Annotated in this window: 12 protein-coding genes; 1 reads left to right on the top strand and 11 read right to left on the bottom strand. The window is 53.8% G+C overall.

The genetic code is table 11. From position 1 onward, the window contains the following. Positions 1-17 precede the first annotated feature (17 nt). Together secA and secM are read right to left on the bottom strand one after the other, a co-directional pair. The gene (gene secA / locus ACT3RT_RS10465; protein WP_353500999.1) at positions 18-2,741 is read right to left on the bottom strand and encodes a preprotein translocase subunit SecA; all 2,724 of its coding nucleotides are present in this window, start codon (positions 2,739-2,741) and stop codon (positions 18-20) included. A 96-nt stretch (positions 2,742-2,837) separates the two neighbouring features. Next, entirely contained in the window at positions 2,838-3,362 is a 525-nt protein-coding gene (secM, locus tag ACT3RT_RS10470) for a secA translation cis-regulator SecM (protein ID WP_353500998.1), read from the bottom strand. A 26-nt stretch (positions 3,363-3,388) separates the two neighbouring features. Here secM and ACT3RT_RS10475 point away from each other — a divergent pair, with 26 nt between their 5' ends. Further along, positions 3,389-3,913 (top strand): DUF721 domain-containing protein, encoded by a 525-nt coding sequence (locus ACT3RT_RS10475; protein ID WP_185688569.1) that lies wholly within the window; start codon positions 3,389-3,391, stop codon positions 3,911-3,913. A gap of 12 nt (positions 3,914-3,925) precedes the next feature. Here ACT3RT_RS10475 and lpxC read toward each other — a convergent pair whose 3' ends face one another. The 9 genes from lpxC to murD form a co-directional block, all read right to left on the bottom strand. Further along, positions 3,926-4,843, bottom strand: coding sequence for a UDP-3-O-acyl-N-acetylglucosamine deacetylase (gene lpxC / locus ACT3RT_RS10480; RefSeq protein ID WP_185688570.1), 918 nt, complete (start codon positions 4,841-4,843; stop codon positions 3,926-3,928). Between the two features lie 98 nt (positions 4,844-4,941). Next, entirely contained in the window at positions 4,942-6,096 is a 1,155-nt protein-coding gene (gene ftsZ, locus ACT3RT_RS10485; RefSeq protein ID WP_034787181.1) for a cell division protein FtsZ, read from the bottom strand. Between the two features lie 71 nt (positions 6,097-6,167). Next, complete coding sequence (gene ftsA, locus ACT3RT_RS10490) at positions 6,168-7,424, bottom strand: cell division protein FtsA (RefSeq protein ID WP_034787178.1); 1,257 nt, start codon at positions 7,422-7,424, stop codon at positions 6,168-6,170. Continuing rightward, positions 7,421-8,260, bottom strand: a complete 840-nt coding sequence (ftsQ, locus tag ACT3RT_RS10495) for a cell division protein FtsQ (protein ID WP_034787176.1) — start codon at positions 8,258-8,260, stop codon at positions 7,421-7,423. Before ftsQ ends, ftsA begins: the two co-directional genes overlap by 4 nt. A 1-nt stretch (position 8,261) precedes the next feature. Next, entirely contained in the window at positions 8,262-9,182 is a 921-nt protein-coding gene (locus tag ACT3RT_RS10500; protein ID WP_485903093.1) for a D-alanine--D-alanine ligase, read from the bottom strand. Further along, positions 9,175-10,650 carry a UDP-N-acetylmuramate--L-alanine ligase gene (murC, locus tag ACT3RT_RS10505; RefSeq protein WP_353500995.1) on the bottom strand — a complete coding sequence of 492 codons (1,476 nt, stop codon included), beginning with the start codon at positions 10,648-10,650 and terminating at the stop codon, positions 9,175-9,177. The genes ACT3RT_RS10500 and murC overlap by 8 nt, the downstream gene beginning before the upstream one ends. 78 nt (positions 10,651-10,728) lie before the next feature. Then, positions 10,729-11,796 carry an undecaprenyldiphospho-muramoylpentapeptide beta-N-acetylglucosaminyltransferase gene (gene murG / locus ACT3RT_RS10510; RefSeq protein ID WP_496202950.1) on the bottom strand — a complete coding sequence of 356 codons (1,068 nt, stop codon included), beginning with the start codon at positions 11,794-11,796 and terminating at the stop codon, positions 10,729-10,731. After that, positions 11,793-12,995, bottom strand: a complete 1,203-nt coding sequence (gene ftsW / locus ACT3RT_RS10515) for a cell division protein FtsW (RefSeq protein ID WP_185688573.1) — start codon at positions 12,993-12,995, stop codon at positions 11,793-11,795. Before ftsW ends, murG begins: the two co-directional genes overlap by 4 nt. Further along, positions 12,995-14,311, bottom strand: a complete 1,317-nt coding sequence (murD, locus tag ACT3RT_RS10520; RefSeq protein WP_496200522.1) for a UDP-N-acetylmuramoyl-L-alanine--D-glutamate ligase — start codon at positions 14,309-14,311, stop codon at positions 12,995-12,997. Before murD ends, ftsW begins: the two co-directional genes overlap by 1 nt. Position 14,312: the final 1 nt, after the last annotated feature.

A 14,312-nucleotide genomic window follows, 5' to 3' on the forward strand; every position in this document is an offset into this window, starting at 1 on the left:
CTCACCGAGCTAATAGCTTACTTCTGTAAACGGCCGTGGCACTGTTTGTATTTCTTACCAGAACCACATGGGCATGGGTCGTTACGGCCCACTTTACGGTCGCCCTGAGAGCCAGATGCCAGACGCTCGGCTTCTTCGATTTCCAAAGAAGTCTGGTCCTGATGGCTAAGATGCTGCTGGCGTGCCAGACGCTCCGCTTCTTCTCGGCGCTGCTCTTCCATCGCTTCGACTTCTTCCGGCATGCGAACCTGAACTTTACTCAGTACGCTAACCACTTCATATTTCAGTGATTCCAGCATAGAAGCGAACATCGCGAAGGATTCGCGCTTGTACTCTTGCTTTGGATCTTTCTGCGCGTAGCCACGTAAGTGGATACCTTGACGCAGGTAATCCATCGCCGCCAAGTGCTCTTTCCACAGTGAGTCCAGCGTTTGCAACATCACGCCTTTCTCAAAGTTGCGCATCATCTCAACGCCAACCACTTCTTCTTTACGTGCGTAAGACTCCATCGCGTTGGCCAGAATGCGCTCGCGCAGCGTCTCTTCATGCAGTTCTGGCTCTTTGTCCAGCCACTCTGCAATCGGCATTTCCAGCTCGAAGTCGTTTTTCAGGCGCTGTTCCAGACCTTCAACATCCCACATTTCTTCCAGAGACTGAGGTGGAATGTAGCTGTCGATGGTGCTTTTGAACACATCTTCGCGGATGCTGCGAATGGTTTCGCTCACGTCAGACACGTCCAACAGCTCGTTACGCTGGCTGTAGATTGCACGACGCTGATCGCTGGCAACATCATCATATTCAAGCAGTTGCTTACGAATATCAAAGTTACGGCTTTCAACTTTACGCTGTGCGTTAGCGATCGCTTTGGTCACCCAAGGGTGTTCAATCGCTTCGCCCGGCTTCATACCCAGCTTACGCATCATGTTGGAAACGCGGTCTGACGCGAAGATACGCATCAGCGCATCTTCCATCGACAGGTAGAAACGAGATGAACCGGCGTCACCCTGACGCCCCGCACGACCACGCAGCTGGTTATCGATACGGCGAGATTCATGACGTTCTGTACCGATGATGTGCAGACCACCAGAAGCCAGAACCGCGTCATGGCGAATCTGCCATGCTGCTTTGATCTGCGCTTTTTGCTCGTCAGTCACGTCTTCGCCCAGGTTTTCAATCTCAACCTGCCAGCTACCACCCAGCACGATGTCAGTACCACGACCGGCCATGTTAGTGGCGATGGTTACCGCGCTTGGTTGGCCCGCCTGAGCAACGATATCCGCTTCTTTGGCGTGGAATTTGGCGTTTAGAACGCTGTGCGCAATGCCTGCTTTATCCAGCTCACGCGAAACCACTTCTGACTTCTCAATTGAGATAGTACCGACCAGAACCGGCTGGCCGTTGGCTGTGCGCTCGCGGATGTCTTCAATGATTGCGCCAATTTTTTCCATTTCCGTCATGTAGACCAGATCCGGTAAATCCTTACGTACCATTGGGCGGTTGGTTGGCACCACGATGGTGTCGAGTTTGTAGATGGAGCTAAATTCGAAAGCTTCGGTGTCCGCAGTACCGGTCATACCCGCCAGCTTCTCGTAAAGACGGAAGTAGTTCTGGAAGGTGATGGAAGCCAGCGTCTGGTTTTCATTTTGAATGTCGACGCCTTCTTTGGCTTCAACAGCCTGATGCAGACCGTCAGACCAGCGGCGACCTTGCATGGTACGGCCGGTATGTTCGTCAACGATGATAACTTCGCCATCTTTAACGATGTAGTCAACGTCACGGGTGAACAGCACGTGGGCGCGCAGTGCCGCCGTCACGTGGTGCATCAGCATGATGTTAGACGGGGAGTAGAGTGACTCGCCGTCGTCCATGATGCCCGCTTCCATCAGCATTTCTTCAATCAGAACCAGACCGCGCTCGGTCAGGTGAACCTGACGCGCTTTCTCGTCCACGGAGAAGTGACCTTCACCCTGGAAGCTGTCTGAGTCTTCTTTTTCCTGACGAATCAGCTTAGGGATCAGCTTGTTCACGCGGATATACATTTCGGAGCTGTCTTCAGCCGGGCCGGAAATGATCAGCGGGGTACGGGCTTCGTCAATCAAGATTGAGTCAACTTCATCGACCAGCGCGTAGTGCAGTTTACGCTGAACGCGCTCTTCAGGGCTGAAAGCCATGTTGTCGCGCAGGTAGTCAAAGCCGTATTCGTTGTTTGTGCCGTAAGTGATGTCCGCGGCATAAGCAGCACGCTTGGCCGGCGCTGGCATGTTCGGCAAGTTGATGCCGATGGTCAGGCCGAGGAATTCAAACAGTGCACGGTTATTTTCGGCGTCACGCTGGGCCAAGTAGTCGTTGACGGTAACAACATGGACACCTTTGCCGCTAAGAGCGTTAAGGTATGCCGGCAGCGTCGCGGTCAAGGTTTTACCTTCACCAGTACGCATTTCCGCGATGCAGCGCTCGTTCAGCACCATACCGCCCAGAAGCTGGACGTCAAAGTGACGCATACCGAAGACGCGCTTACTTGATTCACGAACGACGGCGAAAGCCTCGGGAATGAGGTTTTCCAGAACTTCACCTTTTGCTAAACGTGCGCGGAATTCATCCGTCTTGGCTTTTAACTGGTCGTCGGTCAGCTTCTGGATCTCAGGTTCCATGCGGTTAATGAGATCAACAACTTTGCGCATGCGGCGCAGAGTACGATCGTTACGGCTACCAAAAACTTTGGTCAATAATTTGATTAACATAATGCTTAATGTCTCTTTGAGACTGCTAATAGCAGCCACTATTTTGTTGATTTATTGAAAGAAATAGCAAATAAGACTTCTGAAATCAGAGAGTAATTAACTCAATGATATTGGACCGGCGCGGATACCTTGCACCTGAGCAAGCCACAAGCCGGGCTGATGCTGGTGCGTGGAGAGAATGAGGGGTTGTTTGGTCTGACGAATAATAACCGGAGGTTTCGGCTCATGCGTCAGTAAAGAATTAAGCGTAACCAGCAGTGCAAGCTGCTGAATATGCAGAGGTTCGGCTTGGTCAGCCACCACTTCAGGCGTAACGGTATAAACCACCTGAGGCGCTAAAGCAAAAGAGAGATGGCGAATAACCGTGCGCAGCGCGTGCTGTTGCCAGTAATCTACCCCAAACGCCGGGCGGCGATGCGCCTGAAGCAGGGCCAGATTCGTCAGCCCTGTACTCCCGATGTTAAGGCGGTTTACACTGGACGATGCATTCGGGACTGACGCTAATTCCGTTTGTGATAGATTTGTCGACACGCCGAGGCTAGCCGCGACCATCCCCAATAGGAGATGCGGCCAAAAATACCTTCTGCCAAATTGTCGCCAACGATTTAGAATGCCAATCACAAGTTTACAATCCGCCGGAGCCAGTCATGCGCGATAGTCGCCCACAATTATTAGATGTTCTGTTTGACGATGCGTCTTCAGCGGATAAAAGTCCGTTGCGGCTTGTTCAGCAGCGGGCAGCGGCGTTATTAAAACTAAACCGCGCCGTGAAGAGTTTATTACCCACGCCCATGCGACCATGGTGCCGTGTCGGTAATTATCGACAAGGTATATTAGTGCTTGAGATAGCAAATGCTAGCTGGATGATGCGCTTACGCTATGAACAACCGGCATTACTCTCTGCACTTCGAGCGCAAATTCTACCATCATTGTCGTCAATCGACATCAGGATTAATCCATCGTTAATGGTGAAAATGGAAAATGCGTCGCAGATTAGCGCGAAAGAAAGCTCGGTGAATTCTGAGGAAAAACCATTTAGACAGCTGAGTGCACAAAGTGCTGAGGAATTACGAGGTTTGGCGAGCAGAAGCCCAGAGAAACTTAGAAAGGCATTAGAACGACTGGCTGGATTGGCCGGAGAGGGTGCCAAAACAACCAGTCGTAATAAATAATATCAGTACCGATTACGCCAATACTGTGGAAGGGGCTTTGAAGGCCAATGGCACTTCAGCTTCATCCTGGAAGGTAACGTATTCCCAGGCTTCCTGCTTAGCCAGTACCGCTTGCAGTAACTTGTTGTTCAGTGCATGACCAGACTTGTATGCGGTAAACGCACCAATAATATTATGTCCACACATGAACAAATCGCCGATAGCATCGAGCATTTTGTGACGAACGAATTCATCTTCAAAACGCAGACCATCTTCGTTAAGCACGCGGTAATCATCCACAACAATTGCGCAATCAAAGCTGCCACCCAGGCACAAACCACGTGACTGCAGGTACTCGATATCACGCATAAATCCAAAGGTGCGAGCGCGGCTGATTTGGCGAACAAATGCTTCTGCGGAGAAGTTCATTTTGTAGCGCTGAGAACTCGCATCAATGGCCGGATGATTGAAGTCGATAGTGAAGTCCAAAGAGAAACCATTGAATGGTTTAAATTCAGCCCACTTGTCGCCGTCTTCAACACGGACAGTGTCTTTAATGCGCAAGAATTTCTTGGCGCAGTTCAGTTCTTCAATACCTGCATCCATCAACAGATAGACGAAAGGTGCTGCACTACCGTCCATAATCGGCACTTCTGGAGCATCAACTTCGATAACGATGTTATCGATGCCTAAGCCTGCCAGCGCCGCATTAAGGTGCTCAACCGTAGAAATACGTACGTCATGCTCATTAACCAGGCAAGTACAGAGCATGGTATCACGCACGGATTTGGCATCTGCCGGGAAATCGACCGGTGGATTCAAGTCAGTGCGACGATAGATGACCCCGGTATTGGCCGGTGCAGGACGCAGAGTCAGGGTGACTTTCTTGCCGGTATGCAAACCGACGCCCGTCGCCTGAACGATACGTTTTAATGTACGTTGTTTGATCATCGTTTTTATCTCGCAATGTTGTCCATCCAACCGAGCCTATAATACATTAAGCTCGGCGGGACAGTTTAGCACAAAGAGCGGAGATCCTACAATTAGGACTAGTCTGCCTGCTTACGCAGGAAGGCTGGGATGTCCAAATAGTCAGGCTCTTTATTAGATTGCGTGTTCGGATCATTAACCACCTTCGCTGCTGGCTTAGTTTCCTGCGGCAGAGGCGACAGCCCGTGCTGCTGATAACGGTGATCCATAACTGGCTGGCTGGCTGGCTTGTTAGTGACCAGAGTGATTTCTGGGCGCTTATCCATGCCAATACCTGTTGCCACCACGGTGACACGCAATTCGTCATTCATTTCTGGGTCAAGTGACGTACCGATAACCACGGTCGCATTGTCAGAAGCGAAAGCACGGATAGTGTTACCCACGGTTTCGAACTCATCTAAGCGCAGGTCGAAGCCAGCGGTGATGTTGACCAGTACGCCGCGAGCGCCGGACAGGTCGATGTCTTCCAACAGTGGGCTGGAAATTGCCATTTCGGCAGCTTCTTCCGCACGGTCTTCGCCACATGCCACACCAGAGCCCATCATGGCATAACCCATTTCGGACATCACGGTACGCACGTCAGCAAAGTCGACGTTCATCAGACCCGGACGGGTGATCAGTTCGGCGATACCTTGCACTGCACCTTTCAGTACGTCGTTAGCTGCACCGAATGCATCCAACAGGGAGATACCACGGCCCAAGACTTTCAACAGCTTGTCGTTAGGAATGGTGATCAAGGAGTCCACGTGTTTGGACAGCTCGGCGATACCCTGCTCTGCAAAAGCCATACGTTTCTTGCCTTCGAAGTTGAAAGGCTTAGTCACGACGGCCACAGTCAGAATACCTAAATCTTTCGCTACTTCAGCGACCACAGGAGCTGCACCGGTACCGGTACCGCCGCCCATGCCTGCCGCGATGAAGACCATATCCGCGCCTTCAAGTGCAGCACGCAGAGCTTCACGGTCTTCTTCAGCAGAGTTACGACCCACTTCTGGGTTCGCACCAGCACCCAAACCTTTGGTAATACCGCTACCGATTTGGATAGTCTGGCCTACAGCCGTTTTACGCAACGCCTGTGCGTCGGTGTTAACGGCAAAGAATTCAACACCTTCGATGCGCTCGCGCACCATGTGTTCTACGGCGTTACCGCCGCCACCGCCGACGCCGATGACTTTAATCACCGCGTCGTTGGTCAGTTCCATAGGTTCAAACATAGTTTCTCTCCGTTTTGTGCCTGTCGCTTCGAGATCGCAATTGCTAACAGCATGATCCCGTTTTTAAAACATTAAAACTCTTTTCTCAACCAGCTACTGATTCTCTTGAACCAGCTGCCCACTGAGGCGCGTTTTTCCACTTCAGCCTCACCACTTAGGTGAGACTCTTTCCCGTAGTGCAGTAGCCCTACAGCCGTTGAGTAGTAAGGTTCCTGCGCATAATCTGTCAGCCCGGTGATGTTCAGCGGTTGTCCAATACGCACCTGGGTATGGAATACCCGCTGCGCACAGGCTGCCAGACCATCAATTTGTGCTGCGCCGCCTGTAAGAACTATGCCAGCGGCCAGATGATGTTTTACGCCTTGCTGACGTAATTGCTCCTGCAATTGTAAAATTTCATCATTTACTAAATTCAGCAATTCCGTGTAACGCGGTTCAATCACTTCTGCCAGCGTCTGACGCTGCAGGCTGCGTGGCGGGCGTCCGCCTACGCTTGGCACTTCGACATTCTCGTCTTTGCCAACAATCGAACCTAACGCGCATCCGTGGCGTACTTTAATAGCTTCTGCGTCAGTCGGTGGTGTACCGAAGGCGTAGGCGATATCGCTGGTGACCACGTTACCCGCATAAGGAATAACCTTAGTATGACGCAGCGCGCCGCCGGTATAAACCGCGATATCCATGGTGCCACCGCCGATATCCACGACGCAAACACCCAATTCACGCTCATCTTCGGTCAGCACGGCATAGCTTGCCGCCAGACCGGCGAAGATCAGTTGGTCAACTTTCAGGCCACAACGTTCGACGGCTTTAACAATATTCTTAGCCATATCATTGTGACAGGTTATTAAATGCACTTTTGCTTGCATTCTCACACCTGAAAGCCCCACCGGATTCTTAATCCCTTCCTGATAGTCGATGGCATATTCTTGCGGGATCACGTGCAACACGCGATGCTCATCGCGAACGCGGACCGACTTAGCGGTATGTACCACGTTCTCTACATCTTCCTGCGTTACTTCTTCTTCTGAAATAGGAACCATCCCTATTTCATTCTGACAACTGATATGTTTACCAGACAAAGCAAGGTAAACCGAAGAAATTTGGCAATCCGCCATTAATTCGGCCTGATCAATGGCGCGCTGTACGCATTTCACCACTGATTCGAGGTCGTTCACGCCGCCCTTATCCATGCCGCGTGACGGGCAGCTTCCCACACCGATAATATTGACCATGCCATCGGGCAGAACTTCCCCTACCAATGCGGCGACTTTCGCCGTACCGATCTCCAGCCCAACTACCAGTTTTCTGTCCGTCGACTTGATCATTGTTGTTTAGCCTGTGCCTGATTCTGTTGCTGATTACTGTTTTGCTGATCGATAAACTCTGGAGCCCAGCCGACCGATGCACCGGTGTCGTAACGTAAATCGACATAACTGATGCGTTTCTTATCGGTTTCGGCCTGTTGCTGAAGCTTTGGATAAAGGTCGATGAAACGCTGTAGGCGCCCCATGCGATCATCTCTTCCCAGCTCAAGCCGGATGTCGCTATCCAGAGTCACTTGCCACGAGTGACGAGCACTCATTGCCACTGATTTCACGGTGAACTTGGCCGCTGAAAGCGTCTGGCTCATCGATTGATAACCTTGCAAAACATCCTGTTCGCTGCCTTCCGGACCATAAAGCAACGGCATCTTCTGTTTGACTACTCGCTCGGCGGGTATGCTGAATGGTTTGCCGTCGGCATCGACCATATGCAAATCATTCCAATGTGCGACCGGCACATACTCCACCAGATGAATCTTCAACTCATTCGGCCATTGCTTGCGTACGCTGACCTGTTTTATCCAGGGTAAACGCTCTATCTGCTGCTGAATGACGTTCACATCCTGCGTCATGAACGTTCCTGGCGCACCTAAGGCCAGAATTGCCTGACGAATATCATCGTTAGTGGTGTAGTGGCGTTCGCCAGTGACCACTAACTGGGACAGAGGCAAACGATTTGCGTCCTGCATCCAGCCAATAACTGCCCATGCGCTCCATAAAACTGTACCTAGCACCATCAGCAGGAAGATGATTCCTGCTAATTGCCCGCCATTACTGCGACGACCGCCTTTGTTTTCAGCTGTCGCGCGCTCTCGTGCATTCAGGGCCGCTTGAGACATATCAGTCGGCCAGCTCCAGAATACGGACCACCAGCTGCGAGAAGCTCAAGCCGAACTGTTTCGCCGCCATCGGCACCAGACTATGGCTGGTCATGCCCGGAGAAGTGTTCACTTCCAACAGGTTGAAGCTGCCATCGGCGTCTTGCATCACGTCAACCCGGCCCCAGCCGCTGCAATCGAGCGCGCGGTAAGCCTGTAACGCCAGTTCTGAAAGCTGCTCTTCTTGCTCGCGGCTCAGGCCACTCGGGCAAAAATATTGTGTTTCGTTAGACAGATACTTGGCCTGATAGTCATAAAAGACGCCGGCTGGCTGGATGCGAATCGAAGGCATTACTTGGTCACCCAGAATCGCCACGGTGTACTCAGGGCCACTCAGCCACTTCTCCACCAGCACGTCGTCGTCATGGCGGAAGCCCTCTTCTAACGCAGGCAGTAACTGCTCGGCGGAAGTGACTTTGCTCATGCCAACGCTTGAACCTTCGCGGCTTGGCTTAACAATCAGCGGCAGACCTAAACTCGCGATTTTGTCGGCCAAAGCGCCCTGCCCTACTTCGCCCAGCTGTTTTTTATTCAGCGCGACGAAAGGAGCCACCGGTAAGCCCAAGGCTTGCCACACCAGCTTGGTGCGGAACTTGTCCATGGTTAAGGCCGAAGCCATCACGCCGCTGCCCGTATAAGGCAGGCCAACTTGCTCCAACAGGCCTTGCAGCGTGCCATCTTCACCGCCACGGCCGTGCAGCGCGATAAAGACGCGGTCAAAACCTTCGTCTTTCAGGCGAGTAACAGAAAACGTTTTGGTATCGACGCCGTGGGCATCAATGCCGGCTTCTTTCAGCCCAGCCAGTACGGCTGCGCCAGAGTTAAGGGACACATCGCGCTCTGCGGAAGTACCACCAAATAAAACCGCAACTTTATTAGCCATGATGTTCATCCCCTTTTTTCACCGGCTGTAATTTTTGATCAGCCAATTTGCGGGCCACTTTGCCGATGTTACCGGCGCCCTGCACCATAACCAGATCGCCGCCTTCAAGGATTTGCGACAGATTTTCTGGTACGGCATCAATATCAGACACCAAAATCGGGTCCAGCTTGCCGCGAGCGCGGATGGTGCGACACAGCGAGCGGCTGTCTGCTCCCGGAATTGGCGCTTCGCCAGCCGGGTAAACGTCGAGCATGATCAGCACGTCGACCTGCGACAGCACGTTAGCGAAATCGTCATACAGGTCGCGAGTACGGGTATAACGGTGCGGCTGGAAAATCATCACCAGACGCTTGTTTGGCCAACCCGCACGCGCTGCTTTAATGGTGGCATCCACTTCCGTTGGGTGGTGACCGTAGTCGTCCACCAGCATCGCGCTGCCGCTTTTCGCATTCACGTTCTCCAGCGAATATTCGCCGAGGAAGTCGAAGCGGCGACCCGTGCCTTGGAAACCGGCTAACGCGCGCAGAATGGCTTCGTCTTCAATACCCTCTTCTGTCGCCACGGCAACGGCCGCTGCGGCGTTCAGCGCATTGTGGCGGCCCGGCGCATTGAGCGTGACGCTAATCAATGGCTTATCCTGGCGACGAATGGTGAAGTGCCCTTGGGCGCCTTCCTGGTGATAGCTTTCGATAAAGACGTCGGCGTCTTCGCTAAAACCGTAAGTCGTAATATGGCGGCCAACGCGTGGCAGCAGCTCGCGGATCACCGGGTCATCAATGCACATTACCGCGCGCCCGTAGAACGGCAGGTTGTGCAGGAAGTTGATGAACGTCTGTTTCAGGTTCTCAAAATCACCCTGATAGGTGTCCATGTGGTCTGCTTCGATGTTGGTCACAATCGCCACCATCGGCTGCAAATGCAGGAAAGACGCGTCGCTTTCATCGGCTTCTGCAATCAGAAAACGGCTGGAACCCAGTCTTGCGTGAGTCCCTGCGGCTTTCACCAAACCGCCGTTTACGAAAGTCGGGTCCAGCCCGGCTTCGGCATAAATACTGGTGACCATCGCGGTGGTCGTGGTTTTACCATGGGTTCCGGCGACGGCGATGCCGTGGCGGAAACGCATCAATTCGGCCAGCATTTCAGCGCGGCGAATCACCGGAATACGGGCTTCGCGCGCGGCAACAATCTCCGGGTTGTCGGCGGAAATAGCCGTCGATACCACGACGACGCTGGCGTCCAACACGTTTTCTGGACGGTGATTAAAGTAAATCTGCGCGCCCAGCTCGGTCAGCTGTTGAGTCACGGCATTGGGTGCCAAGTCGGAACCGCTAATCTGATAGCCTTCATTTGCCAACACTTCGGCGATACCACCCATGCCAGCACCACCGATGCCAACAAAGTGAATGTGCCGAACGCGATGCATCTCGGGCACGAAGGTACGTAGTTTCGCCAATTGTTGTGTATTCACGTTTTTCTTCACTATTTCCGGTTACTGATTAATCCGTTACTTACGGCTCGGACCGCATAAAAAGCGGCCCGTTCATATTCATTTTTCGCTGGCGGCAACCACTTCTGCGGCAACGCGCTCGGTGGCGTCAGGAATGGCTACCGCACGCGCGGCCCGCGCCATTTCCAGCAAGTGGGTTCTGTCCCAGCCAGACATCGCATCAGCCACCGCAGCGGCGCTGAAATTCGCCTGTTCGATAATTTTGGCTGCACCGGCTTTCTCCAGGGGCAGCGCGTTCCAATATTGCTGACGGTCTTTGTGCTGGAACGGCACGAAAATCGCGGGCAAGCCTGCCGCAGCGATTTCGCTGACGGTCAATGCGCCGGAGCGACACACCACCACGTCCGCCCACGCGTAGGCCTCGGCCATATCATCGATAAACTCGGTGATTTTATGCTGGGTCTGGCCGACTTTTTCATACGCCTGCTCGACAGTCCCCAGCGCGCCTTTGCCCACCTGATGCCACAGGGTGATTTTATCCCCCAGCAGCGCGGCCAGTTCCGGCATGGTTTGGTTCAGCACGCGCGCGCCCTGACTGCCACCCACCACCAACACGCGAATCGGGCCTTGACGATCCGCCAGACGCACATCCGGCAGTGGCAGCGCCAGCACGTCAGTGCGCACCGGGTTACCCACCACGTCGGCATTCGGGAATGCACCCGGGAATGCCTGTAATACTTTCTTCGCAATGCGCGACAACCAGCGATTCGTCAGCCCGGCGATACCATTTTGCTCGTGCAGCACTACGGGGATGCCGCAAGACCACGCCGCCAAACCGCCGGGGCCAGAGACGTATCCGCCCATGCCCAGAACCACGTCTGGCTGAAAACGACGCATGATGACTTTCGCCTGACGCCACGCATGATATATGCGAAGTGGCGCGGTGAGTTGCGCTTTCAGACCTTTCCCACGTAATCCGGAGATCTGAATGAAATCAATCTTGATGCCGTTTTTAGGCACTAAATCGGCTTCCATGCGGTCGGCAGTGCCTAACCAGCGCACTTCCCAGCCCTGCGCCATCAAATGATGTGCAACCGCCAGTCCCGGGAAAACGTGTCCGCCGGTACCGCCTGCCATCACCATTAAACGCTTGGTCTTGCCACTCATCGGGCACTCCTTACAAACGCCTGGGCTTTAGCCAGACGCGTTTCAAAATCTACACGCAGCAACAATACGATTGCCGTGGACATAATCAGCAAGCTCGAACCACCATAACTGATCAATGGCAGGGTCAAGCCTTTGGTCGGCAGCATACCCGCCGCGGCCCCGACGTTTACCAGCGCCTGGAAGCTAAACCACACGCCGATGGAGCAAGATAAAAAGCCTGAAAAACGCTGATCGATCTCTAAAGCGCGACGGCCAATCGACATCGCACGAAAAGCGACGAAGAATACCATTAACAACGCTAAAACCACACCGAAATACCCTAACTCTTCCCCTAAAATGGAGAAGATGAAGTCGGTATGTGCTTCCGGCAAATACTCTAGCTTTTGTACGGAGTTACCTAAACCCTGCCCCCAGAATTCACCGCGACCAAACGCCATCAGTGACTGGGTTAATTGGTAGCCACTGCCGAACGGATCGGCCCATGGATTCCAGAAGGAAGTCACGCGTCGCATACGGTAAGGTTCTGCCACGATAAGCAGCACCACCGCGAAGGCGCCGGAGCCGATAATCGCCAGAAACTGCCACATCTTCGCCCCGGCCAGAAACAGCATGGCAAGGGTGGTAATGAACAGTACCACCACGGTACCCAAGTCGGGCTGGGCCAGCAGCAGGACGGCAAGAATCACCATCACGCCCATTGGCTTACAGAAGCCCCAGAAGTTGCTTCGCACCTCATCAACCTTGCGCACCAGATAGCTGGCGAGATAGCAGAACAGCGACAGCTTGGAGAACTCCGCAGGCTGGATACGCAGCGGACCGAATGAGATCCAGCGCGATGCCCCGTTGACCGAGCTACCTACCACCAGCACCACCAGCAGCATGACGATGGAGATCAGCAGTAAAACGTTGCTGTACTTCTGCCAGACAATCATCGGCACGCGCAGCGTCACCAAAGACAGGCCGAAGGCCAGGCCGAGGTAAATCGCATCACGCTTGGCAAACAGGAAAGGGTCATCGGCCAGACGCTGGCCAATCGGCATGGAGGCCGAAGTCACCATTACAAAGCCGATAATCGCCAGACCAAAGGTCAGCCACAGCAGCGTTCGGTCATACAGCACCAGCGTGGTGGACTCGTTCTCTTTCGACCCCATCACCCAGTCATTAAATTTGCCCGCGAGGCTCAACCCTGGAATACGCATTAGCCAAGCTCCTTCGCGAGAGCAGCAAACAGGTCGCCGCGCTGTTCAAAGTTGCGGAACTGGTCGAGGCTGGCGCAAGCTGGCGACAGCAATACCATATCGCCAGCAGAAAGCTGTCCGCTAATATGACGCATCGCCTGCTCCATAGTGTCGAAGGTGCTGGACACTTCGGGGCGCAGTTCAGCCAGCTCTGCGCCGTCACGGCCAAAGCAGTAGACGCGGATGTTGTCGCCTTGCAGATAGCGGGCCAGCGGCGAGAAGTCGGCTGACTTGCCGTCACCGCCCAACAGCAGGTGCAAAGTGCCTTCTACTTCAAGGCCATTTAAGGCCGCTTCAGTGCTGCCAACGTTGGTCGCTTTGGAATCGTTAATCCAGCGCACGCCGTTATGCTGCCATGCCACCTGGAAGCGATGGGCAAGGCCGGTGAAGTGGGTTAGTGCTTGCAAACTTGAGGATTGCGGCACGCCGACGGCATCCGCCAAAGCCAGCGCGGCCAGCGCATTGGTATAGTTATGACGCCCAGTCAGCGGCATCTCTTTAGTGTTCAACACCCGCTCCCCGCGCACGCGCAGCCAGATGTCATTCTGCTGGCGCGTGAGGTGGTAATCACCGACATCAACGCCGAAGCTCACACAGCGGCTGTCTGCGCCGCGAATAGGCATGGTCAGCGCGTCATCGGCATTCACCACGCACAGCTTGGCGTTCTCATAGACTTTTAGCTTCGCGCCGCGATACTGCTGCAAACCAAACGGATAGCGATCCATATGATCTTCCGTCACGTTGAGGATGGTGGCAGCCGCCGCCTGCAAGCTATGGGTGGTTTCAAGCTGGAAGCTGGAAAGTTCCAGCACGAACAGCTGGTAGTCCTGCCCCAGCATGCTCAGCGCCGGTAAACCGATATTGCCGCCGACGCCGACTTTCCAGCCCGCCGCCTTGGCCATTTCGCCGACCAGCGTGGTCACCGTGCTTTTACCGTTGGAACCCGTGATAGCCACAATCGGCGCCTGCACTTCGCGGCAGAACAGCTCGATATCGCCAACGACTTCGACACCGGCGTCAATCGCCGCGCTAAGCGCCGGGGTTGCCAATGCCATGCCCGGGCTTGCCACGATCAAATCGGCATCCAACAGCCAATCTTCATTGAGTGAACCAAGGTGACGCTCTACGCTGTCCGCCAGCTTATCCAAGCCCGGCGGGCTGACGCGGGTATCAATAACGCGAGGCGTTACGCCGCGCGCCATAAAGAAATCAACACAGGAGAGCCCGGTAAGGCCCAGCCCGATAATGACGACTTTTTTACCCTGATAGTCAGCCATA

The sequence above is a fragment of the Ewingella sp. AOP9-I1-14 genome, assembly GCF_052375995.1.
Taxonomy (GTDB): domain Bacteria; phylum Pseudomonadota; class Gammaproteobacteria; order Enterobacterales; family Enterobacteriaceae; genus Ewingella; species Ewingella allii.